General features: G+C 66.9%; 27 protein-coding genes. 13 read left to right on the forward strand and 14 right to left on the reverse strand.

The features are described from left to right. From ccsA to ACPYOD_RS02895, 10 genes are all read right to left on the reverse strand, one after another. On the reverse strand, positions 1–504 hold a 504-nt coding region (gene ccsA, locus ACPYOD_RS02850; RefSeq protein WP_481300220.1), incomplete at its 3' end, for a cytochrome c biogenesis protein CcsA. Between the two features lie 66 nt (positions 505–570). Next, positions 571–1,257, reverse strand: a complete 687-nt coding sequence (gene ccmB, locus ACPYOD_RS02855; protein WP_481300221.1) for a heme exporter protein CcmB — start codon at positions 1,255–1,257, stop codon at positions 571–573. Next, positions 1,254–1,889, reverse strand: a complete 636-nt coding sequence (ccmA, locus tag ACPYOD_RS02860; protein ID WP_481300222.1) for a cytochrome c biogenesis heme-transporting ATPase CcmA — start codon at positions 1,887–1,889, stop codon at positions 1,254–1,256. Before ccmA ends, ccmB begins: the two co-directional genes overlap by 4 nt. 141 nt (positions 1,890–2,030) lie before the next feature. After that, positions 2,031–3,398: an FAD-dependent oxidoreductase gene (locus tag ACPYOD_RS02865; RefSeq protein ID WP_481300223.1), complete on the reverse strand. Its 1,368-nt coding sequence runs from the start codon at positions 3,396–3,398 to the stop codon at positions 2,031–2,033. 84 nt (positions 3,399–3,482) lie between these two features. Next, positions 3,483–3,986, reverse strand: coding sequence for a polyhydroxyalkanoate synthesis repressor PhaR (gene phaR / locus ACPYOD_RS02870; RefSeq protein ID WP_481300224.1), 504 nt, complete (start codon positions 3,984–3,986; stop codon positions 3,483–3,485). A 107-nt stretch (positions 3,987–4,093) separates the two neighbouring features. After that, entirely contained in the window at positions 4,094–5,662 is a 1,569-nt protein-coding gene (locus tag ACPYOD_RS02875) for a DHA2 family efflux MFS transporter permease subunit (protein WP_481300225.1), read from the reverse strand. Next, complete coding sequence (locus ACPYOD_RS02880; protein WP_481300226.1) at positions 5,659–6,858, reverse strand: EmrA/EmrK family multidrug efflux transporter periplasmic adaptor subunit; 1,200 nt, start codon at positions 6,856–6,858, stop codon at positions 5,659–5,661. The genes ACPYOD_RS02875 and ACPYOD_RS02880 overlap by 4 nt, the downstream gene beginning before the upstream one ends. Beyond that, positions 6,855–8,315: an efflux transporter outer membrane subunit gene (locus ACPYOD_RS02885; protein WP_481300227.1), complete on the reverse strand. Its 1,461-nt coding sequence runs from the start codon at positions 8,313–8,315 to the stop codon at positions 6,855–6,857. Before ACPYOD_RS02885 ends, ACPYOD_RS02880 begins: the two co-directional genes overlap by 4 nt. Next, positions 8,312–8,839: a MarR family winged helix-turn-helix transcriptional regulator gene (locus tag ACPYOD_RS02890; RefSeq protein WP_481300228.1), complete on the reverse strand. Its 528-nt coding sequence runs from the start codon at positions 8,837–8,839 to the stop codon at positions 8,312–8,314. Before ACPYOD_RS02890 ends, ACPYOD_RS02885 begins: the two co-directional genes overlap by 4 nt. Before the next feature lie 73 nt (positions 8,840–8,912). Further along, positions 8,913–9,677: a TatD family hydrolase gene (locus tag ACPYOD_RS02895; protein WP_481300229.1), complete on the reverse strand. Its 765-nt coding sequence runs from the start codon at positions 9,675–9,677 to the stop codon at positions 8,913–8,915. Between the two features lie 138 nt (positions 9,678–9,815). Between ACPYOD_RS02895 and ACPYOD_RS02900 the strand changes: the two genes are divergently transcribed. Both ACPYOD_RS02900 and ACPYOD_RS02905 read left to right on the forward strand, forming a co-directional pair. Then, positions 9,816–10,421 (forward strand): glycine zipper 2TM domain-containing protein, encoded by a 606-nt coding sequence (locus tag ACPYOD_RS02900; protein WP_481300230.1) that lies wholly within the window; start codon positions 9,816–9,818, stop codon positions 10,419–10,421. 29 nt (positions 10,422–10,450) lie between these two features. Continuing rightward, the gene (locus tag ACPYOD_RS02905) at positions 10,451–10,918 is read left to right on the forward strand and encodes an outer membrane lipoprotein (RefSeq protein WP_481300231.1); all 468 of its coding nucleotides are present in this window, start codon (positions 10,451–10,453) and stop codon (positions 10,916–10,918) included. 160 nt (positions 10,919–11,078) lie between these two features. Here the strand turns inward: ACPYOD_RS02905 and ACPYOD_RS02910 are convergent, their stop codons facing one another. Beyond that, complete coding sequence (locus tag ACPYOD_RS02910) at positions 11,079–11,513, reverse strand: cell wall hydrolase (protein ID WP_481300232.1); 435 nt, start codon at positions 11,511–11,513, stop codon at positions 11,079–11,081. A 433-nt stretch (positions 11,514–11,946) separates the two neighbouring features. Continuing rightward, positions 11,947–12,738 (reverse strand): CAF17-like 4Fe-4S cluster assembly/insertion protein YgfZ, encoded by a 792-nt coding sequence (gene ygfZ / locus ACPYOD_RS02915; protein WP_481300233.1) that lies wholly within the window; start codon positions 12,736–12,738, stop codon positions 11,947–11,949. 127 nt (positions 12,739–12,865) lie between these two features. Here ygfZ and ACPYOD_RS02920 point away from each other — a divergent pair, with 127 nt between their 5' ends. The 9 genes from ACPYOD_RS02920 (at position 12,866) to lolD (ending at position 19,503) form a co-directional block, all read left to right on the forward strand. Then, positions 12,866–13,033 carry a DUF1674 domain-containing protein gene (locus ACPYOD_RS02920; RefSeq protein WP_481300234.1) on the forward strand — a complete coding sequence of 56 codons (168 nt, stop codon included), beginning with the start codon at positions 12,866–12,868 and terminating at the stop codon, positions 13,031–13,033. A gap of 58 nt (positions 13,034–13,091) precedes the next feature. Further along, positions 13,092–13,484: a succinate dehydrogenase, cytochrome b556 subunit gene (gene sdhC / locus ACPYOD_RS02925; protein WP_481300235.1), complete on the forward strand. Its 393-nt coding sequence runs from the start codon at positions 13,092–13,094 to the stop codon at positions 13,482–13,484. Further along, positions 13,481–13,867 (forward strand): succinate dehydrogenase, hydrophobic membrane anchor protein, encoded by a 387-nt coding sequence (sdhD, locus tag ACPYOD_RS02930; protein WP_413623461.1) that lies wholly within the window; start codon positions 13,481–13,483, stop codon positions 13,865–13,867. Before sdhC ends, sdhD begins: the two co-directional genes overlap by 4 nt. A gap of 3 nt (positions 13,868–13,870) precedes the next feature. Then, complete coding sequence (sdhA, locus tag ACPYOD_RS02935; protein WP_481300236.1) at positions 13,871–15,655, forward strand: succinate dehydrogenase flavoprotein subunit; 1,785 nt, start codon at positions 13,871–13,873, stop codon at positions 15,653–15,655. Positions 15,656–15,676: 21 nt separating this feature from the next. Beyond that, the gene (locus ACPYOD_RS02940; protein ID WP_167023946.1) at positions 15,677–16,462 is read left to right on the forward strand and encodes a succinate dehydrogenase iron-sulfur subunit; all 786 of its coding nucleotides are present in this window, start codon (positions 15,677–15,679) and stop codon (positions 16,460–16,462) included. Between the two features lie 147 nt (positions 16,463–16,609). Then, on the forward strand, positions 16,610–16,858 hold the full coding sequence (locus tag ACPYOD_RS02945; protein ID WP_481300237.1) for an FAD assembly factor SdhE: 249 nt from the start codon (positions 16,610–16,612) through the stop codon (positions 16,856–16,858). Continuing rightward, positions 16,830–17,318, forward strand: a complete 489-nt coding sequence (locus ACPYOD_RS02950) for a hypothetical protein (RefSeq protein WP_481300238.1) — start codon at positions 16,830–16,832, stop codon at positions 17,316–17,318. Before ACPYOD_RS02945 ends, ACPYOD_RS02950 begins: the two co-directional genes overlap by 29 nt. A gap of 255 nt (positions 17,319–17,573) precedes the next feature. Further along, positions 17,574–18,815, forward strand: coding sequence for a lipoprotein-releasing ABC transporter permease subunit (locus ACPYOD_RS02955; RefSeq protein ID WP_481300239.1), 1,242 nt, complete (start codon positions 17,574–17,576; stop codon positions 18,813–18,815). Then, the gene (lolD, locus tag ACPYOD_RS02960) at positions 18,808–19,503 is read left to right on the forward strand and encodes a lipoprotein-releasing ABC transporter ATP-binding protein LolD (RefSeq protein WP_481300240.1); all 696 of its coding nucleotides are present in this window, start codon (positions 18,808–18,810) and stop codon (positions 19,501–19,503) included. Before ACPYOD_RS02955 ends, lolD begins: the two co-directional genes overlap by 8 nt. Positions 19,504–19,616: 113 nt before the next feature. On the opposite strand, the gene ACPYOD_RS02965 is transcribed toward lolD, so the two are convergent. After that, positions 19,617–20,363: an anti-sigma factor family protein gene (locus ACPYOD_RS02965; RefSeq protein WP_481300241.1), complete on the reverse strand. Its 747-nt coding sequence runs from the start codon at positions 20,361–20,363 to the stop codon at positions 19,617–19,619. Further along, the gene (locus ACPYOD_RS02970; protein ID WP_481300242.1) at positions 20,360–20,872 is read right to left on the reverse strand and encodes an RNA polymerase sigma factor; all 513 of its coding nucleotides are present in this window, start codon (positions 20,870–20,872) and stop codon (positions 20,360–20,362) included. Before ACPYOD_RS02970 ends, ACPYOD_RS02965 begins: the two co-directional genes overlap by 4 nt. 126 nt (positions 20,873–20,998) lie before the next feature. Here ACPYOD_RS02970 and ACPYOD_RS02975 point away from each other — a divergent pair, with 126 nt between their 5' ends. Both ACPYOD_RS02975 and ACPYOD_RS02980 read left to right on the forward strand, forming a co-directional pair. Further along, positions 20,999–22,087, forward strand: coding sequence for a catalase family peroxidase (locus ACPYOD_RS02975; RefSeq protein ID WP_481300243.1), 1,089 nt, complete (start codon positions 20,999–21,001; stop codon positions 22,085–22,087). After that, positions 22,084–22,626 (forward strand): cytochrome b, encoded by a 543-nt coding sequence (locus ACPYOD_RS02980; RefSeq protein WP_481300244.1) that lies wholly within the window; start codon positions 22,084–22,086, stop codon positions 22,624–22,626. Before ACPYOD_RS02975 ends, ACPYOD_RS02980 begins: the two co-directional genes overlap by 4 nt. Positions 22,627–22,637: the final 11 nt, after the last annotated feature.

Raw genomic sequence — 22,637 nt, forward strand, 5'->3', positions numbered from 1 at the left:
CAGCACGAGGAACGACGCGGCGCGGGCGCCCTGGCGGCGGTCTTCGAAGGAATGGTAGAGCCCGATTACGCCGAGGTAGATGAAAAGCAGCACCAGTTCGGACGTGAGCCGCGCGTCCCAGGTCCACCAGGTGCCCCACATCGGCTTGCCCCAGAGCGAGCCGGTGACGAGGGTGATGAAGGTGAACGCGGCACCCACCGGCGCGGATTCCATCGCCACGGTTTCGGCGATCTTGATCCGCCAGACGAGGCCGACAAAAGCCGCCACCGCCATGGCGCCGTAGATGAAGAGGCTCATCCACGCACTGGGCACGTGCAGGAAAATGATGCGATAGGCGTCGCCCTGCTGGTAATCGGCGGGTGCGACGAACAGTCCGCCGTAGAGCGCGACGATGCCGAGCACGAAGGCAAGGGCGAGCGCCCACGGCCGCACGGCCCCGGCGAAACGGTAGAACACCGGCGGCGAGCCGAGGCGGTGAAGCCAAAGCGGAACCCAGTTAGCCATCGATCCTCGTCGCAGGTTCGTTCAAACACCGTGTGTCCCCCTTTCGGGACATACGGTTGCGTGCATTCATGTGTCCATGGCGATGCGTAGCGCGGCGGCGCAGGCCAGGGGCGCCATAACCACGGCCATGACGAGCCCCGCACCCAGCCAGGCGATCGGCGCGATCCAGGGCAGCCCTTCCTGCGCGGCGGCCACGGCTCCGGCGGCGAAAATCACGACCGGCACGCACAACGGCAGCAACATGAGCGCGAGAAGCATACCAGAGCGCCTCGACCCCGCCGTCAGTGCGACGAGCACGGCACCGAGGAGACTCAAAAGAGGCGTTGCCAGCACCAGGGCGAAGAGCAGCACCGGCGTGGCCGCCGCGGGCAGCTTCAACATACCGGCGAGCAGAGGCGCCACGACGATCAGCGGCAGCGACGAGGTGATCCAGTGGGCGAGGATCTTCATGCCCACCAGCAGGGCCAGCGGCTGCGGCGCGAGCATCAGCTGCTCCATGGAGCCGTCTTCGATATCGGCGCGGAACAGGTTGTCCAGCGACAGCAGCACGGCCAGCACCACGGTGACGAACACCACACCGCCCGCAATGCGGGCCAGGAGGGTCGGCTCCGGGCCCAGCGCGAAGGGGAACAGCGTGGCCACGATCAGGGCATACAGCACCGGCATGGCGATGTCGCCGCGGCGGCGCCAGGCCAGGGTGAGATCGCGCCGCAGCAGGGCGGCACAGGCGGCGGGAGTGCTTCCGGGCGTCATGCGTGCAGCCGGATGCGCCGCGGTTCGCCACCGGCGAAGCTGACCGCCCCGTGGCTGGTCACCAAGGCCGCGCCGCCTCGCGCCGCATGGCCCGCCAGAAGGCGGTTCACGAGCGCGATGCCTTCGCGGTCCAGGTTCGCGTAGGGCTCGTCGAGCAGCCACACACGTGCGGGCACGAGCAGCAGGCGGGCGAGTGCGGCGCGCTTCTTCTGTCCCGCGGAGAGGCGTCGCACCGGCTCGTCCTCGAAGCCGGCGAGGCCGACCTCCGTCAGGACGGACGCCGCCTCGGCACCGTCGCGCAGGCCATAGAGGCCAGCGCTCACGCGCAGGTTCTCGCGGGCGGAAAGATCGAGCTTGAGACCGAGGTGGTGGCCGAGGAAGACGACGGCGCCGGCCATCGTGTCGAGCGAGAACGGCGCACCGTCGAGCAGCACCTCGCCCTCACCGGGCCGCAGCATGCCCGTGAGCACCCGCATGAGCGTGGTCTTGCCACTGCCGTTGTCGCCTTCCACGAGAGCGATTTCGCCGGGATGCAGTGCGAAATCCAGCGGCCCGAACACGGGCTCGTCCTGGCGCAGGAAGCTGAGCGCGCGGGCTTCGAGCAAAGGAGCGGCTTCGGGGGCGAAAGTCATCCCGCGATTGTTGCGGTCATGGCGGGAGTTGTCCACGCTTGTGTGGGAGCCGCTTCAGCGGCGATCCCGCGCGGCGGGCAGGCTTGCCGCAAGCAGCCATCGCCGCTGAAGCGGCTCCCACAAAAAGCAGCGTCTGACCGGTTACAGCAGCGAGGGCAGCGGCGGCAGTGTGGCTTCAAGCGCCCGCACGGCGGCATCCATATCCACCGAAGCCACCGAATCGTGTCCCTTCAGCAACTGCTCCACCAGCACGTCCTGCGCGCGGCCGCGCTCCAGTGCGTATGCATAGGGCAGATGGGTAAAGGTGACCATGCGATAGCGCGGCAGGTAATGCGTGGGCGAGCGCTCTGCCAGCAGGGCGCCGAGTTCCCGCTTGCGCAGGTAGTGCGGGTCCGCCACGGAATCGCGCATCTCCACGTAGTTTTCCAGCGCCATCTGCGCGATCGCATCGGCATTCGGCTTGCGCTTCGCTTCGAAGGCGGCGAACACGGCCGCGGCATCGTCCGGCTGCGCGGCGAACAGGTCGGCCAGTTCCGCCGCGTCCTCGAAGCCGCAGTTCATGCCCTGTCCGTGGAACGGCACGATGGCGTGCGCCGCGTCGCCGATCAGCAGCGCGCGACCGCCAATGTGCCAGCGGTCGAGATAGAGCGTGCCGAGCGTGCCCACGGGATGCGCGGACCAATCGGCCGCGAAGTCCGGCATCAGTGCCAACGCGTCCGGGAAGTCGGTGCGGAAGAACGCCTCGGCGGCACCGACGCCGGCGATGGTGCGGAAGCTTGGGTGCGCTCCGTCGTTCGGCAGGAACAGGGTGACGGTGAAGCTGCCTTCGCGATTCGGTAGCGCGATGCACATGTAATGGCCACGGGGCCAGATATGCAGCGCGTTGCGTTCGATGGCGAACGGGGCAGACGGATCCTCGCCACGCGGGATCTCCAGTTCCTTGTAACCGTGGCCCAATTCTTCCACGCGTTCGCCCAGAGGCGAGTGCGCATGCATGGCGGCACGCAGGGCCGAGCCCGCGCCGTCGGCGCCGATGACCACGGGTGCTTCGACCGTACGCTCGTTGCCCTGGTCGTCGCGCAGCCGCAGTGTGCCCGCGTCGAGGTCGGCACCGGCCAGGCCCTGGTCGAAATGCACGGTGGCGCCCGCCGCTTCGGCGGCATCCAGCATGAGGGTGTTGAGGCCGCCGCGCGACACCGACCAGATCACTTCCGAGTCGTCCACGCCATAGCGCTGCAGGCCGCTGTGGCCGGCGGGGTCGTGGACCATCCGCCCGCGCATCATCACGGCCTGTTCGAGCACGCGGTCGGCCAGCCCCGTGGCCCGCAGGGCGTGCAGGCCGCGCTCGGCGAGGGCCAGGTTGATCGAGCGTCCGCCGAGGAAACCCGCTTTTCGCGGATCCGGGCGCTTCTCGTAGACGGTGACGCGAAAGCCGCGCTGGGTCAGCAGGGTGGCCACCAGGGCGCCGACCAATCCGGCGCCGACCACGGCGATGTCGTTACGGGGCATGGCGACCTTCGTCCGGACGCGATATTGCGGGGCAGCGCATCGTGCGCCGCAGCGCCGCCGGGGGCAAGGGGGCTGGCGCGGGGCCTAGCCCGCCTTCTTGCCGGTGCGCGAGGCAGCAGGCCGCACGGGTTCCGCCGGCTTGGCGGTGGCTGCGTCGAGGAAACCGCGCTGCATCGACTTCCAGACGTCGAGGTTGCGCTCGGTCATCTCGTTGAGCATGGACCAGGGTGTCTGGCCCATCAGGCTGTTGAGCTGGTTGCGGAACTGCTGCTGCTGGTCGAGGAAGACCTGCAGGCTACGCTCCAGATACGGGCCCATGAACCCCTGCAGCGAGTCGCCGTAGAAACGGATGATGTGCGACAGCAGCTGGGGCGAGAGCATCGGCTGGCCGTGCTCTTCGTGCTCCGCGATGATCTGCAGCAACACCGACCGGGTCAGGTCCTCGCCGGACTTGGCGTCGCGAACCTCGAAAGTTTCCCCGTCGAGCACCAGCTGGCGAACCTCTTCCAGCGTGATGTAACTCGAGATTTCCGTATCGTAGAGACGACGGTTCGGATACTTCTTAATGATGCGTAGGGTTTGTGCCATGCGGCGAAAGCTACCACGAGGTATTGCGCCGCACCAGTTGCCGTAAGTGACCGTAATCGTTTTCCGTTTTCACAAGTGGTATTTGGATCGATTTAGGTAACATCCGCTTAATGCGCCGCGGCGCCGCCCGCGTTGCCGAACGGCGGTTTGGCAAACCAGAGGATGGGAATGAGGGCCAGGAAGAGGATGGCGCAGCCCCAGAAAACGTCATTTACCGCCAGGGTGGCGGCCTCGCGGGTCACCAGTTGATCCACCACGGCGAGCCCCGGTTTGCCCGGGATGCCCAACGTCGTGAGCTTCTGGGTGAAAGCCGTGGTGGCGGGCGAGGTGTGCGTCACATATTCGGTGAGCGATGCGTGGTGGGAATCCGTGCGGTGCTGCCAGAGGGTGACCGTGATGGCGGTCGACACGCTCGAGGCCAGCGTGCGGCAGAAATTCGCCAGCCCCGACGCGCCCGCGATCTGGTCGGGGTTCAGCCCCGACAGGAAGATCTGGTTGAGCGGAATGAAGAAGCAGGCGATGGCGATGCCCATGATGAAGCGCGGCAGCACCAGCGCGGCGTAAGACGCGCCGCTGTTGAATCCCGCGAACCAGAACGACGTGAACGCGAATACCAGGAACGCGAAGGTGACGACCGCGCGCAGTTCCAGGCGCTGGATGTTCTTGCCGATGAAGGGCGAGACGAGGAAGGCCAGGATGCCCACCGGCGCGGTGGCGAGGCCCGCCCACGTGGCGGTGTAGCCGAGCGTGGTCTGCAACCACAGCGGGAACACCACGTTGATGCCGAAGAAGGCGAGCATGCCCAGGGACAGGGCGGTGACGCCGATGGCGAAATTGCGCCGGGCGAAGAGCGAAAGATCCACCACGGGATGTTTGGCCGTGAGTTCCCAGATCACCAGGAACACCAGCGCCACCAGGGCGATGAGGCCCAGGGTGAGGATCATCGGCGAGGCGAACCAGTCGTGGTCGTTGCCGTTGTCCAGCATGAACTGGAGCGAGCCCACGCCGACGATGAGGAGCGCGAGGCCTACCGTGTCGATCGGTGCCTTCACGATCTTCGTTTCGCGGTGGCGCAGGATCGCCCACGTGACGAAGCCCGCGGCGGCGCCCACCGGCACGTTGATGTAGAAGATCCACGGCCAGGAGAAATTGTCGGTGAGGTAACCGCCGAGGATCGGGCCGAAGATGGGTGCGACGACCACCGTCATGGCCCACATCGCCAGGGCGATGCCTTGCTTGGTCTTCGGATAGCTGGCCAGCAGCAGCGACAGCGACAAGGCCACCATTGGTCCGGAGCCCGCGCCCTGCATCAGCCGGAAGATCACCAGCATGGGCATGTTCGTGGCAAGGCCGCACAGCATGGAGAACGCCACGAACAGGCCCACCGAAACGCAGAACGTGCGCACTTCGCCGAAGCGTTTCGCCAGCCAGCCCGTGAGCGGCTGCATGATCGCGCTGGCGAGGGCGTAGGAGCTGATGGCCCAGGTGCCTTCGCTCGAACTCACGCCGAGACTGCCGGCGATGTGCGGCACCGCCACGTTGACGATCGTCATGTCGAGGATCTCCATGAACGTGGAGAACGCGACGGCGATCGTCAGCAGGACCAGCGGCCCGCCATGCAGCGGCTTCGGGCCGCCGGCGGAGGGCGCTTCGGGAAGGGCGGTGTCGTCGCTCAAGGCACGCCGGCTCCGAGGTTGGCGCGCACGATGGTGTCGGCTGCGGCGTCCGCCTTGGCCGCCACGTCGTCATACACGCGCGTCTGCGCCACGGGAATGTTCGAAGGCTGCCGGGGCAGTACGTCGCCCTGGTCGTCCGTGATGTCGACCGTCACGGCGGTGGACAGGCCGATGCGCAACGGATGCTTGTCGAGGTCCTTCGGATCGAGCGCGATGCGCACAGGCACGCGCTGCACCACCTTGATCCAGTTGCCGGTGGCGTTCTGCGCCGGCAGCAACGAGAAGGCGCTGCCGGTACCGGCACCCAGGCCGATCACCTTGCCGTGGTATTCCACGCCGCCGCCGTAGATATCCGCTTCGATCTTCGCCGGCTGTCCGATGCGCACGTGGCGCAGCTGGCCTTCCTTGAAGTTGGCGTCCACCCAGAGGTCGTGCAGGGGCACCACGGTCATCAGCTGCTGGCCGGGCTGGACGCTGTTGCCCACCTGCACGCCGCGCAGGGCGACATAGCCATCGATGGGCGCGACGATGGCGTTTCGCTGCGCGGCGACCCATGCCTGGCGGAAGTTGGCACGCGCCTGGGCCACGGCCGGGTTTTCCTCCACGTTGCTGCCGTCCACGAGCGCACTAGCCGCGTCCGCCTGGCGCCGTGCGGCGTCGAGTGCCGACTGCGCGCTGGTGACCGCATCGCGGGCGTGCTGCACTTCCTCGGGTGCCACGGCCTTCTCGGCGAGCAGCGGAATGCGGCGCTTGAGGTCGTCCTGCGCGCGCTTCAGGTCCTGCCGGCGGGCCACGAGCACCGCGTCCGCACCTGCGGCGGATTGCGTCTGCTGGCGCACCTGGCGCACCGCTTGGGCAAGCGCGCTGCCGGCTTTGCGCAGGGCGACATCGGCGTCCGTCGGGTCGAGGCGCACGAGCACCTGGCCCGCGGTCACGCGCTGGGTGTCGTCCGCATATACGCCGACGACGATGCCGGGAACCTGCGCCGAGATGGCGACCTGGTTGCCGCCGACATAGGCGTCGTCGGTGGTCTCGCGGGTGGAGAACACGAACAGCCAGAGCAGCAGCCAGGCCACGCCGGCGAGGACGAAGACGATCAGCGCGATGAGCAGCGCGCGTCCGCGCTTGCGCTTGTCCTTGGGCGCGTTGCCGCTTTCGTCTTGCGCGGCCTGCGTATCGTTGGGGGAGGCGCTCATGGGCTCGTGGCTCCGTGGGTGCTTGCAGTGGAGGGGGATGCGATGGGCTCGGCACGGTAACCGCCGCCGAGCGCCTTGATGAGTGCGACATCGGTGGACAGCGCCTGCGCCTGCAGATCGGTGTCCATGTCCTGCTGCTGGATCAACGCGGCTTCCGTCGCCAGCGATTCGCGATCGTCGCGTACGCCGCGCGCCGATCGCGCTTTCGCACTGGCAAGCAATGCGCTTGCCGCGTCGATCTGCGCCGCCTGCTGCGTACGGCGATCGGCGAGCTGCTGCGCGCCCAGCGCCTGGGTGGCCACGTCGCGCGCTGCCGACGCCACGGTGGCGTTGTACTGCGCCACGGCCGCATCGAGCTGCGCCCGCGTCACGCCGTGGTTCGCCTCGAGTGCGCCACCCTCGAAGATCGGCAGGTGGATCGCCGGCGTGAGGGAGAACACCCGGCTGTCGGCCGAGAACACCTTGTCCATGTCGATGCTCGACAGTCCGGCCATCGCGCTCAGGCTGACGTCGGGGAAGAACTGCGCACGCGCGGCATCGGTCTGGCGCAGCGCCGCTTCGACCTGCCACCGGGTGGCCGCGATGTCGGGGCGGCGCGCCATCAGGTCGGTGCCGGCGTCGGACGGCAGGCCGGGCGTGACCTGGGGCAGGGGGCGGGGTGTCAGTGCGGGAAGCTCGGACGGCGACACGCCCACGAGGGTGGCGATGGAGACGCGTCGAATGTCCGCAGAACCTTGCAAGGCCACGCGCTGCTGGCGCGCGCCTGCGAGGTCGGCACGGGCCTGCTGCGCGGCGTCGGGCACGTCGACGCCCTGCTTCACGCGCAGTTCGGCGATGCGCAGCGCACGTTCGCGCGCGGCAACGAGTTTGTCGGCGAGGGCCACGCGGGCCTCGTCGGCGAGCCAGCCGAAATAGGTATCGGCAACCATGGCCTGGATACCCAGCGAGGAAGCCGACCGCTCTGCTTCAGCCGCACGTGCGCTGTCGATGGCGGATTCGATGGCGAAGCGCTTCTTGCCCCACCAGTCGAAGTCGTAGCGCACCTGGATGCCGAGGTCGGCCTGGTTGTACCAGGTGAAGCCGAGGAACTGCGACGGAATGAGGCCGTGTTCGCTCATGCGCTGGCGGGCCACCTGGGCACTGCCGTCCACGCGGAGGCCGGCCTGCGCGGCGGCGACGCGGATGTTCTGCTCGGCGGACGACACCCGCGCGCGGGCCTGTGCGAGGTCGGGCGCGCCGCGCAGCGCCATGTCCATCAGCGTGTCGAGTTGCGGGTCGCCGTAGACCTTCCACCACTGCGCGCCGGGCCAGCCTGCGCGCTGCGTGGTGGACAAACCGGCAAGCGGCGCTTCGTCGCGAAGCGCCGGCCGCTCGATCTTCGCGGGTACATGGCAGGCCGCCAACAGGGCGGTAACCGTGCAGGCGAGCAGGGCGGGGCGGAGCGAGGCAAGGGTCATGGGGAGGCGTCCGGTTCCACCAGGGGGTCGATGTGCAGCGCGAGCTTTTTCAGCAGGCGCTCGAAGGTCTTGCGCTCGGCCGCGCTGAAGCAGGCGAACGATTCGACCAGCGGAGGAAAAAGAGGCGGCAGCATCTTCGCCACGAAGCGGCGGCCGGCCGGCGTGATGCGGAGTACCACCTGGCGCCGATCGTGCGTGGCGTGCGAACGCGATATGAGGTCGCGCTTGGCCAGCGCGTTGGCAATGCGCGTCATGTTGGTGGGTTTCTGCTCGGCAAGAAGGCACAGCTTGCCCGGCGTGGCCGTGCCGTCCTCGCTGCTGTACAGCATCATCAGGGTGCGGAAGTCGCTGTCGTTGAGCCCGTAGGGCTTGAGCTTGTCCTCGAATTCGCGCAACAGGGCGCCGGCGGTCAGCATCAGCAACCGCACGAGGAGCACTTCGGACACGGGCATGGCGGGCATGCGCCTGGCCACGCTGTCGACGCCCTCGTAGATGGCCTCGACACACGTTTTGATCCTGGACATTTCGCTGGCTAATAGTTCGCTAGTGAAATATCAGGCTATCAAGAATTTCCTCAAGCCGGCAATAGGCCATCTCTCACAGGCGGAAGAGTGCCCTCGCATTGGCCGTCGTCTGCGCGGCCACGGTCTCCTCGGAATCGCCGCGCAGGCTCGCCACCGTGCGGAGCACGTCGCGCAGGTAGGCGGGCTCATTGCGTTCCCCGCGATGTTGCGAGCACGGCTGGTCGGGCGCGTCGGTTTCCAGCAGCAGCCGGTCCAGCGGCATGGACGCGACGACACGATGAATGCGATGGGCCCTCTCGTAGGTCGCCGGCCCGCCGATGCCGATGTGGAAGTCCAGGTCGAAGAGCTGTCGCGCCTGTTCCTCGCTGCCGGAGAAACTGTGCACTACGCCGCGCAGGCCGCCGATGCGACGGAGCGTGTGGATCACTTCCTCGAAGGCCCGGCGGGCATGCACGATAACCGGCAGGCCGGACTCCTTCGCGATTGCCAGTTGCCGATGGAACAGGTCGCGTTGCCGCTCCGGATCGAGGCCGTCCACGTAGAAATCCAGGCCGATCTCGCCGACGGCGACGGCGCCATGCCGTTCGAGCCACGCGGGAAGTTCGTCCAGGTGCTCGTCTCGATGGTTCGCCAGGAAGAGCGGGTGCAGTCCATACGCGACGGACACGCCTTCGCGCGACGACGCGAGCCGTTCGATCTTCTCCCAGTTCCCGCGGTCGATCGCGGGAACGATCCAATGCCGCACGCCAGCCGCGGCCGATCGCTCGAACATGGCGTCGCCGTCCTCGGCGAAGGAGGCGTCGTCCAGGTGCGCGTGGGTATCGATGAGATCGAGCATGTAGGTGTGATGCCTGAATGAACGTAGCGGGAGTCTAAGGCGTCGTTCAGTTTAACGACTGTCAAATGGCGTCGAGGCGGCTTTGGGTGATGGGGCTCACGCGCTATCGGGCCGCCGATACACAGTGGAGATTAGGGTATGAGCAGGTTGAAGATTTCCGTCCTGAACGCCGGTTTGGGCGCGGCCCTGATATTTGGCCTTTCCGCCTGCAACCGCGATGCGAACGCCGACGTGGCGAATGCGCAGGGCCCCGGGGCCGCGCCCGCGGGCCAGCCGATCGCGCCTGCCGAGCCGGCCGGCCCGAAATACGCCCGCGTGGTCAGTGTGGACCCGGTACGCGAGTCCTCCGAGCCGCGGCGCGAGTGCCACGACGAGGTCGTGACCCGCCGGGCGCCGGTGAAGGACCAGCACCAGATCGCGGGTACGGCCATCGGCGCCGTCGCCGGCGGCCTGCTCGGCAATCAGATCGGCGGCGGCAAGGGCCGCACGCTCGCGACGGTGGCGGGTGCGGTGGGCGGCGGCTATGCCGGCCACGAGATCCAGGAGCGCCGCCAGGAAACCAATACCGTCTCCAGCACGGTGCGTAAGTGCAGCACGGTCCCGGGCAGCGGCGGCGACAAGATCGTGGCCTACGACGTCCGCTACGAATACAACGGCGTGACCCGTTCGGTGCGCATGGACCACGATCCGGGCGACCGCGTCGAGGTGCAGGAGGGCGTCACGGCGGTTTCGGACGCGCGTTGATCCACGAATCCCTTCCCAGGAGTACAGCCATGCACAGCATCGTTCGGAAAGCCGGCCTCGCCGCCGCGGCTCTTGCCACACTGTCCCTGACGGCGTGCTATGAGCAGCCACGGCGGGTTTATCAGGACGATCGCGTCGCCTATTCCAGCGCGCCACGAGGGTGCGAGCAGTGTGGTGTGGTGGACGACGTCGAGCAGGTGTACGTGGACAAGGAATCGTCGCCGCTCGGTGCCGTGATCGGTGCCGTTGCGGGCGGCCTGCTCGGAAACACCATCGGGAAGGGCGACGGCCGCTCGGCGGCCACCGTCGGCGGCGCCGTCGTGGGTGGCGTCGTGGGCAACCAGGTCGGCAAGCGCAACGGCGCGAACGATGTGGCGTTCCGCGTGCGTATCCGCCTGGACGACGGGCGTTGGGCCACCGTGACCCAGCGTGAGGATCCGCAGCTGCGGCGCGGCGATTACGTCGAAGTGCGTGGCGATCGCGTGTATCGTCGTTGAGACGTATAGACGTCCAAACGATTCGTTGAGTCTGGAACGGCCCCGCGCAAGCGGGGCCTTTTTTTACGCATAAAAAAAGACCCTCGTCCGAGGGCCCCTTTTTCCCGGAGATCCCAAGCTGCCCGCCTGGACCTCTTTTCCCCGCTAGTTGTTTCGCGCGTCAGTTGACGGCGTAGAACGCGTGGTCGCCGATCTTGCGGACGACGCGGCTGGCGGACCAGCTGGGCGACACCGCGACAGTGGCGAAATGATCGGCCTGCGGCACATAAACGAGACGTTCGCTTTTCGGCAGGCTCCAGTTGTTGAGGGAGTCGCCGGCGATCTTCCACGCCTTCGTCCACGCCACGAGATCGTTGACCTCGAAATCCTTCGGAGTGGTGGTGATGGCGAACTGGCGCGGTGCCTTGACGACTTCGCACACATTGTCGCCGCCCATGCGGCGATCGCGTCGCCTCAAGGCTACTTCCGCCACCGCATATTGCCCGATGGTGGGTTCGCTGCGTGCCTCGAGATAAACCGTCGTCGCCAGGCACGTCTGGTCGGCGAGGTGGCTCGGAAGGACGGACGCCATCCAGAGCAAAGCGGAGAGTTTCATGTGTATCTGCCTCCAACGAGCTTTTCCGTCACTTGCGGCTGGAAGGCCATGGGAGACGTATGAGCGGTAGACGGGCGGGCAGGCCGTTACTACCTGGACCAACCGATGGCATCCGTTCAATTCTGAAAACACGGATGACTCGGGCGTCACACACTGTGACTTTACTGGGCGGCTGTCCGGAGCCGTCCGGTATGGGTTGTCGGCTCGCGCGGAAACGGGATGCGCGTCGCTCGTTCTCCGGTGGGGACCGGGTCGCGCCAGAACCGTCATCTTCGACGGATCGTCGCGGGTGTAACCGTGTCGAAACACCACGGCCACGTAAATGGGATCGGCGGAGCCTAGTGGCGGTTCGCCGTTTGCGCAAGTGCGGAGGCAGCTTGGTTCAGCTTCGACTCACACACGTGCGCGCACATTTTTTTCGACGTAACGCGCGTTATTCTGCGAATGTCGAGAAGAGATGAAGGCGCGTATCGTCGATGTCAAGAGTCTCCTCCTGCGACACCGCGTCGTCGAGTACGACAAGAGTTGTAGGCGAATTGCCGATATCCGCGCGCATCAACACCAAGCCTGCATCCTTGCCGTGAACGCGCAGTGTTTGACCGTTCGCGATGTTCGTGTCGCCCTCGATGCGCGCCGCGTGCAGATGCCGCTTGTGGCCTCCGAGGAAATGCAGTCGCGCCGCGATTTCCTGTCCGGGAAAACAACCCTTGTCGAATGCGACCGCATTAAGTCGTTCCATCGACAATGCAGGTGGAAGCAACGTGCCGAGCGCAGCGTCGGGCAGCCACGCGAAACCTTTTTCGATGTGCCGCGCGATCCAAGTGTCGTCGCCTTCGCGCGTGCCGATGCACAGCGACGCATCGCCTTCACCGAGCATCAACATACCGTCGTCGGTTTCGCGCGTCTCGCCATCGGCAAGAGCATCGCCGTCGCCGACATGTCGTTCGTCGGATACGTGCACCTTCACCTTCGAACGGAAGACGAAGCGCGTCAGGTCCTGCGCGAGCGCCTGCGCGTCGCCGCCCCGGGGAACGACCACCAGCCGGTCGTCCGCTACCCGGGCAACCTGGAGGAGGGCACGCACGCGTCCCTTGGGATCGAGCCAGCCGCTCCACTGCCAGCGTCCCGTGGCGAGGGACAGGACGTCACTGCTGAACTGGGCGTTCGCAAAGCCCGCGGCATCGGGTCCGGCGAGGGTGATGGTGCGAGTGGTAGTGCTCGGCATGGGGGAGGCAACGAAGGGCGGGGAGGGGTAAGATATACGGTCCGGCCGCGCCCTTCCCAAGGTCCCACGCGTTCGTCAAGGTTGTGCTGCCGTGGCACAGGTATTACGCTTTCAGGGCTTTATAACCATGTCCGACAATTCCTCCGAACCCAAGGGCACGAACGATTCCGCTCCGGCGAAGCCGCTCGTTCCGCCGGTCGTCCCCACGAACGGCGAAGCAGGGGTCGAGAAAGCGCCATTGGACCCAACGCGTTACGGCGACTGGGAAAAGAACGGACGCTGCATCGACTTCTGAAGACCGGAAGGCGAGGAGAGACCGTCGGGCACCAGCGATTCCAATCAGGATAGCCGCCATGGCACAAACGGGACGCCCGCTCTCACCGCATCTCCAGGTCTACAAGTGGCAAGTGCAGATGGTGACTTCCATCCTGCATCGCGCCACCGGCATCGTTCTCGCCGTCGGTAGCCTGCTCCTCGTCTGGGGCCTCGCGGCCGTCGCCGCCGGCCCGGAGGCCTTCGCCACCTTCACCGACTGCGCAGGCAGCCCCATCGGCATGATCGTGCTGGTCGGCTGGACGCTCGCTTTCTTCTACCACCTCGCCAACGGCATCCGTCACCTGGTGCAGGACACGGGCGTCGGTTACTCCATTCCCGCGTTCGTTCGCAGCAGCTGGCTGGCGATCATCGTTTCCATCGTGCTTACCGTCGCTGTATGGGCGTACGTGCTCGCCGGGGGCCACGCATGAGCCGCGACCTGCGCAATCCGCTGGCCCGCGCTCGTGGCCTGGGCTCGGCGAAGGAAGGCGTCAGCCACTGGATGGTCCAGCGTGTCACCGGCCTCGGCCTGGTGTTCCTCACCGTCTGGTTCGTCGTCACCGTTCTCGGTCTCATGCACTCCGACTACGCCACCGCGCGCGCCACGCTGGCGAAGCCGTGGAACGCCGTGCTGCTCGCCGCCCTGCTGATCACCACGTTCCGCCATGCGGTGCTGGGCCTGCAGGTCGTGATCGAAGACTACGTCCACACGCGCTGGCTCGAAGTGGCCTCGCTGGTGCTCATCAAGTTCATCGCCGTACTCGCCGCGCTCGCGGGCGTACTGGCCGTGCTGCGCGTCGCGCTCGGAAGCTGATCGATGGAAGCCTACAAGGTTCAACAACACAAGTACGACGTGATCGTGGTCGGCGCCGGTGGCGCAGGCCTTCGGGCCACCTTCGGTCTCGCTGAGAAGGGCCTCAAGGCCGCGTGCATCACCAAGGTGTTCCCGACCCGCTCGCACACCGTGGCGGCGCAGGGCGGCATTTCGGCCGCGCTCGGCAACATGGGCGAAGACGACTGGCGCTTCCATTTCTACGACACGATCAAGGGCTCCGACTGGCTCGGTGACCAGGACGCCATCGAATACATGTGCCGCGAGGCCATTCCGGCCATCATCGAGCTGGAACACTACGGCGTGCCGTTCTCGCGTACCGAGGAAGGCAAGATCTACCAGCGTCCGTTCGGCGGCATGACCACGCACTACGGCCAGGGCACCGCGCAGCGCACCTGCGCCGCGGCCGACCGTACCGGCCACGCCATCCTGCATACGCTGTACCAGCAGGCACTGGCGCACGACGCCACGTTCTTCATCGAGTACTTCGCCATCGACCTCATCTTCGAGGAAGGCAAGTGCGTGGGCGTGCTCGCCCTCGACATGAACGAAGGCACGCTGCACCTGTTCCGCGGCCATGCCGTGGTCATGGCCACCGGCGGCTACGGCCGCGCGTACTTCAGCGCCACCTCGGCACATACGTGCACGGGCGACGGCGGCGGCATGGTGCTGCGCGCCGGCCTGCCGCTGCAGGACATGGAGTTCGTGCAGTTCCATCCCACGGGCATCTACGGTGCCGGCTGCCTCATCACCGAGGGCGTGCGTGGCGAAGGCGGTTACCTCACCAATTCCGAGGGCGAGCGCTTCATGGAACGCTACGCGCCGAACGCGAAGGACCTCGCTTCGCGCGACGTGGTGAGCCGCGCCATGACGATCGAGATCCGCGAAGGCCGCGGCGTCGGCCCGCACAAGGACCACATCCACCTCAACCTGATGCACCTCGGCCCCGAGGTCATCCATGAGCGCCTGCCGGGCATCGCCGAATCCGCGCGCATCTTCGCGGGCGTCGACGTCACGAAGGAGCCGATTCCGGTGCTCCCGACCGTCCACTACAACATGGGCGGCATTCCCACCAACTACCACGGCGAAGTCGTCACCAAGCTCGGCGACGATCCGGATGCCGTGGTGCCGGGCCTGTTCGCCATCGGCGAGGCGGCCTGCGTGTCGGTGCACGGTGCGAACCGTCTCGGTTCCAACTCGCTGCTCGACCTGGTGGTGTTCGGCCGCGCGGTGGCGCACCGTTGCGCAGAGCTCGTCAAGCCCGGCACGCCGCACCGCGACCTGCCGGCGAACGCGTTGGACAAGGTGCTGGGCCGTTTCGACGCGCTGCGCTACGCCAACGGCGGCACGCCCACGGCGCAGATCCGCGCCGAGATGCAGAAGACCATGCAGTCCGACGCCGCCGTGTTCCGCACGGGCGAGACGCTGAAGGAAGGCTCGCAGAAAATCTCCGAGGTGTATGCGAAGTTCCAGGACGTGAAGGTCACCGACCGTTCGCTGGTATGGAACTCCGACCTCATCGAGACGCTGGAGCTTTCGAACCTGCTCGGGCAGGCCGTGGCCACGATGCATTCGGCCGAACAGCGTCCCGAAAGCCGCGGCGCCCACGCCCGCGAAGATTACCCGGAGCGCGACGACCACGACTGGCAGAAGCACACGCTGGTGTGGATCGACGAGGCCGGCAAGTCCCGCTTCGACTTCCGTCCGGTGCACATGTACACCTTGACGGACGACGTCGAAGTCGTGCCGCCGAAGAAGCGCGTTTACTGATACCGGACCGGAGAGGCAATCGTGGCAGAGTTCACGCTACCCAAGAATTCCAAGATCCAGGCCGGCAAGCATTTCCCGGCGAAGGGCGCGAAGAACGTGCGCACCTTCAAGGTCTACCGCTGGACGCCGGACGACGGCCAGAACCCGCGCACCGACACGTACGAGGTCGACCTCGACACGTGCGGCCCGATGGTTCTCGACGCCCTGCTGAAGATCAAGAACGAGATCGATTCCACGCTCTCGCTGCGCCGTTCGTGCCGTGAAGGCATCTGCGGTTCCTGCGCCATGAACATCGCCGGCACGAACACGCTGGCGTGCACCAAGGCCATCGAAGACTGCGGCAGCGGCACGGTCAACATCTATCCCTTGCCGCACATGCCGGTGGTGAAGGACCTGGTGCCCGACCTCACGCACTTCTACGCGCAGTTCGCGTCGATCAAGCCGTGGATGCGCACGCAGAGCCCGGCGCCCGCCGACAAGGAGCGACTGCAGTCGCCGGAAGACCGCAAGAAGCTCGACGGCCTGTACGAGTGCATCCTCTGCGCCTGCTGCTCCACGTCGTGCCCGAGCTACTGGTGGAACGGCGACCGTTACCTCGGTCCGGCCATCCTGCTCCAGGCCTACCGTTGGATCGTCGACAGCCGCGACGAGGACACGGGCAACCGCCTCGACGACCTCGAAGACCCGTTCAAGCTGTACCGCTGCCACACGATCATGAACTGCGCGCGCACCTGCCCGAAGGGTCTCAACCCGGCGAAGGCGATCGCGGAGATCAAGAAGCTGATCGTGGAGCGCCGCTCGGCCTGATAGCGGGCGGGCTGGGCGGCTTTCACTTTCTCTGTGGGAGCCGCTTCAGCGGCGATGGGTGCTCGCGGTGCCTTGCCCGCTGCCGCGGGATCGCCGCTGAAGCGGCTCCCACACACAAGAAGCCAGAAAGTCCGAGCCTTTCATACGATGGATGAAGCCCGCCTCAAGCGCCTGCGCTGGCGTACCCGCCGCGGTACGCGCGAGCTGGACCGCCTTTTCGGCGGCTGGCTCGACGAGTGCTTCGCCGACGCCGACGAGGCCACGCGGCTGGCATTCGACGAACTGCTCGACGTCCAGGATCCCGATCTCTGGGATTGGGTGATGGGCCATGCCCGCGCCCCACGCGACGACTGGCAGGCCATCATCGATGACATCCGCACGAGGCACCGGCTCTGAGCAACGACCGTCGTCGAATCCGGTAAGGGCGGCACGAGGCATCGACTTCGCGCATCGGCCGTCGATCATGATGACGCTCCTTGCCGTCACGATCCTTTGTCTTGCAACGCTCGCGCCTTTCCTCACCTCGTTGCCCTGGTTTCTCCGCGTGCCCCTGGCAGTACTCGTGGGCGGCGAGGGCATGCGACGACTGCGCGCCTTCCTCCGCTCACCCGTCACCGCTTTCAGGCTGTCGGCCACCGGCCTCTGGCTGGTCACCCTGCGACACCGGCGTGATGTTCCGGCGGAGCTGGTCTACGCGCGGGTCTTCGGCAGCGCCGTGTTCCTGGAACTTCGCTGGCGGGGCGGTGCCGGGCGGATGGTCCTTCTGCCGGACAACACTCCCGCCGATGACCTCCGCATCCTTCGCGGCCACGTCCGGTCGACCGCCGCATCGGGCCGGCCCCTTCGAGGCCCATAGCGCTTCCATCACGCGGTTGTAGGAGCCGCTATAGCGGCGAGGAGCCAACGAAGCGGTGAAGCCGTGAGGCAGCTTTCCTCGCCGCTATAGCGGCTCCTACAGCGCAGGCGTCTGCTTCGGCGGGGCCTGCAAGCCTGTCCCGCGCCTGAGGTCCCAACGGCGCTCGGCTTGCCCCCGCAGGCCGCATCGGGCACTCTGCGGCGCGGTGCGTGTCTTACTTTGGCACCCCCTCATCCCAGGCAGTTGTCGACAGGTATGTTCAGACCCCTAGAGCTCTTCATCGGACTGCGGTATACGCGGGCGAAGCGTCGCAACCAGTTCATTTCCTTCATTTCCACCGTGTCGATCGTATGCATCGCGATCAGCGTCACCGCGCTTATCACGGTCATGTCGGTCATGAACGGCTTCGACAGCGAACTGCGCAACCGCATCCTGGGCGCCGTCTCGCACGTCACCGTGTCCGGCATCGACGAAACCGTGCAGAACTGGCAGACGGCGGTGAAGACCGCGGAGTCCGCGAAGCACGTGCGCGGTGCGGCGCCCTATGTGGAGATCCAGGCGTTCCTGCAGGCCCGGCGTCCCAGCGGCGCGCTCATCCGCGGCGTGGTGCCGTCGATGGAGCCCAAGGTGTCCGACATCGACCAGCACATGGTCGAGGGCAAGATGAGCGACCTCACGGACCGCAGCTGGAAGATCGTCGTCGGCCGCGAACTGGCCCTCACGCTCGGCGTGCAGGTGGGTGACAAGGTCACGGTGGTGGTGCCGCAGTTCACGGCCACGCCGATGGGGGCCGTACCGAAGCTGCGCAGCTTCACCGTCAGCGGCATCTTCGAGCTGGGCATGCAGGAATACGACGCCAACCTGGCGCTCATCTCCATGCAGGACGCCGAGCGTCTGAACGGCTTCGACGGCCCCACCGGCATCCGCCTGAAACTCGACGACATGCGCGAGGCCTGGCCCGTGGCGCAGGAGCTGGTGAACAAGCTCGGCCAGGCCTATCGCGTCGAAACCTGGATGGACACGCACGCCAACTTCTTCCGTGCCATCGACATGGAAAAGAAGGTGATGTTCATCATCCTCTCGCTGATCATCCTGGTCGCCGTCATCAACCTCATCTCCATGCTGATGATGCTGGTGACCGACAAGCAGGCGGATATCGCCATCCTGCGCACGCTCGGGTCCACCCCGCGCAGCATCATGGGCATGTTCATGGTGCAGGGCGTGCTGGTGGGCGTGGTGGGTATCGCGTTCGGCGTGCTGCTCGGCGCGCTGTTGTCGCTGAACCTGCCGGCCATCGTGAAGTGGATCGAGCACGTCACCGGCCAGACCTTCCTGTCGCCGGACGTGTACTACATCAGCGAACTGCCCAGCCAGCTGCTCTGGTCCGACGTGGGCTGGGTGGTGCTGGTCACCTTCGCCTTCTCCCTGCTGGCCACGCTGTACCCGGCGTGGCGCGCGTCGCGCACGCAGCCCGCCCAGGCGCTCCGCTATGAATAAGCCAAACGACGACATCGTCCTGCGCGCCACCGGAGTCGCCAAGGTCTACGAGGAAGGCGACCTTCGCACCGGCGTGCTTTCCAACGTGAACTTCGCGCTGCGTCGTGGCGAGACCATGGCCATCGTCGGCGCATCCGGCTCGGGCAAGTCCACCTTGCTGCACATCATCGGCGGCCTCGACACGCTCACCGCGGGCAAGGTCGAGGTGAACGGCCGGGTACTTTCGGACCTGTCGGACGCCGAGCGCGGCCGCGAGCGCAACCGCTCGCTCGGCTTCATCTACCAGTTCCACCACTTGTTGCCGGAGTTTACGGCGCTCGAGAACGTGTGCATGCCGCTGCTCATTCGCGGCGTGTCGATCGGGCAGGCCGAGAAGGAAGCCACGGCGCTGCTGGAGCGGGTGGGCCTGGGCGCGCGTCTGCGCCACCGTCCTGCGGAGATGTCCGGCGGCGAGCGCCAGCGCTGCGCCGTGGCACGCGCGCTGGTCACGCGCCCCGCGTGCGTGCTGGGCGACGAACCCACCGGCAACCTCGACGAAACCAACGCGGCGCACGTGTACGAACTGATGCTGGAACTCAACCGCGAGATCGGCACGAGCTTCGTCCTGGTCACGCACGACTCCCGCCTGGCCGGCCGCATGGACCGCACGCTGGAACTGCACAACGGCGAACTGCACGAACGCGTGTAAGGACATTGTGGGAGCCGGCTATGCCGGCGATCCCGCGGTAGCGGCAGGCTTTCGCTAGCGCTCATCGCCGCTGAAGCGGCTCCCACAGTTCTCTGCCCCAGGCAGAGTGCCTGTCAGATCGCCTTGTCGGTCACCCGGTCCGCTGCCTGCCGGCCTGGCGCATCGGCGACGGCCACCACGGCGTAGTTGTGGCCGCCTTCGGACCAGTAGTTCGCCAGTAGCCCGTCGTCCTCGCGGGCGCCGCGCGGCAGGAAATGCCGCGCCGGTCCTGGCGGACGGACATAGAAGCTCACCGTGTGGCCGCTGCCGTCGTCGTAGAGCACCATCGCCGCCGGCCCCTGGTCCGTGGCGAACAGGCGGCCGCCTATGGGCCGGAAGCCGGCATCGGCGAGATCGGGCAGGCGTACGTCCGGCCCCACGCGGCCCGAAAGCCATGCGCGCAGGTCGCCCTCGTTGCCCGTGGTGATGTCCATGCCGACGCCATGGTCCAGCGCGAGGAGCCGGTAAGCCTGCATGGCGTCGGCCATCGGCGCCGCGCCCGTACCCATGCCGCGGGCGGCCCAACCCCCGAGGCCGCCCACGAGCAGGCACAGGACGATGCCGGCGGCGGTGGCCAGGCGCGTGAAGCGGCGCTGCCGCGTGCGTTCGCGCAGGCGCGACGGATCGAGCGCCGGCACGGGCGCGAGGTCGCCGGCCAGCAGCGTCCGCAGTTGCTGGGCATCGTGGCGCCAGCCCTGGATTTCGTCCGCCTGCTCGGCGTGGCGCGACAGGTAACGCTCGACCTCGCCGCGGCGGGGATCGTCCAGGTGGCCGTCCACATAAGCGTGGATGTCGTGTTCGCTGGGGGGGGTGAGGTTCATTTCAGCAGTCGCAGGGAAGGGGATTGGGGGTCGCCTTCGCCAAGCTGGCGCAAGGCGCGGCGTGCGCGGGAGAGGCGGGACATGACGGTGCCGATCGGCACGTCCAGGATGTCGGCCACCTCCTGGTAGCTCAGGCCCTCGACGGAGACCCAGATCAGCAGGCTGCGTTGCTCCACCGGCAATGCGGCGAAGGCGGTCAGCGTGGAGTGCGCCATGGCTACCCGTTCCGCCGAAGGCCACGTGGGTTCTTCGTTTCCCAGCGACCCGAGCAGCAGGGCATAGCGGCTCGCGCGGCGCTTTCCGTCGAGGAACTGGCGGTAGAGGATGGCGAACAGCCAGGCACGCAGGCTTTCTTCCTCACGCCGTGTCTTCCAGCGCGACAGCGCCCGTTCGACCGTGGACTGGACCAGGTCGTCCGCGGCGTGGATGTCCCGGGCGAGCCACAGCGCGAAGCGCCGCAGGCGCGGCAGCATCGTGCGAAGGGCGTCGTCGATGTTCGGGTCGGGCATGCCGGGCCTCCGCCTGGCGATCGTCGAACGTATGACGTCCGGAGGCGTGGATTATTCCCCCGAGAGGGAATAAAAGTCCCTGACGTACGTCCCACCCTGGAACGACCACCTGGACAGGATGCAGACATGACAAACGAAACCGGGGCGCGCTCGCACCCCCCGACCCACGTCGCCTGGCGTTGGGCCCTGATCGGCCTCGCCGTGGCCGGCTCCGCGGCCGCCTTCGGCTACGTGGCAGGCTGGCTGGCGCCGCAACGCGTCACGCCGCATCGCCTGGTGAATGCGCTGCAGGCGAACGGCGGTGAACACCCTGGTTTCCGACGCAATCACGCCAAGGGCGTTTGCGTCGCCGGCCGTTTCGAATCCAGCGGCGCCCTGGCGGAATTTTCCACGGCCCCGCTTTTCGCCGCCGGCGTTTCCACACCGGTGGTGGGACGCCTGGCGATCCCCGGTGGCAATCCGTACGCGGCGGACAGCAGCGTGCCGATTCGCAGTTTCGCGCTGCGTTTCGACCTGGCGGACGGCGAACAGTGGCGCACGGGCATGAACGCCATGCCGCTGTTCCCCGTGTCCACGCCGCAGGCGTTCTACGCGCTGCAAGTGGCCACGCATCCCGACCCGGCGACGGGCAAACCCGATCCGGACAAGGCCAAGGCGTTCTTCGGAAGCCATCCGGAAACGGCGGCTTTCCTCGGCTGGGTGAAGACGGCGAAACCCTCGGCCAGTTACGCCACCGAAACGTATCGCAGCATCAATGCCTTCTACCTCCGCGACGCGGCCGGCGAACGCCACGCCGTGCGCTGGGCGATGGTGCCGGAACAGCCTTCGGAAGGGGATGGTGGGCCAGCCGCCGGCGACACCGACTACCTCGCTGCGGACCTCGGTAAACGCCTTGCCGCGGGTCCGCTGCGCTGGCACCTGCAGATGGTATTCGCCGCGCCCGGCGACGCCGTCGACGACGCGACGCGCGCATGGCCGGACGACCGGCGCACGGTGGACGCGGGCACATTGGTAGTCACGGCGTCGCAACCGCAAGCCGACGGCCCCTGCCGCGACGTGAACTACGATCCCACGATCCTGCCGCGCGGCATCGAAACGTCGGACGACCCGCTGCTCGCCGCGCGCTCGGCGACTTATGCCGATTCGTACCTGCGCCGCACCAGTGAGGAAGCCCACGTCCCGGGCACGAAGCGCCCGCAGGAGACCAAGCCATGAGCCGCTCCCACACGTTCCATCCGTTCGCCCGGGTGCTGCACTGGCTGATGTCGCTGGCGATCCTGGCCATGCTGTTCGTCGGCGCCGGTATGGTCGGTACCGTCGAGACGAAACACGACTGGCTGCTGGCGATCCACAAGCCGCTGGGCATTACCATTTTCGTGCTGGCCCTGATACGCCTCGGCTTTCGACTCACGCATCCCGCGCCCCCGTTGCCCGCCGATATGCCGCTGTGGCAGAAGCTGGCGGCACACGGTTCGCACTGGCTCCTGTACGGCTTGATGATCGCGATGCCGCTGATCGGCTGGGGGATGTTGTCCGCGGGCAACTACCCGGTCACCTTGGGCGGGGGCCTGCTGTTGCCGCCCATCCTGCCGACCGATCCCTTGTTGTTCGCATGGCTGCGTGAAGCGCATCGCTACCTGGCATGGCTGTTCTTCCTCACCTTCCTGCTGCACATGGGCGCGGCATTGATGCACGGGCTGATTCGCCGGGATGGCGTGCTGCAATCGATGACCGGGGGGCGCATGCCCGAATGAGGTGCGGCACA

The sequence above is a fragment of the Luteibacter sp. HAY1-4A genome (genome assembly GCF_056755355.1).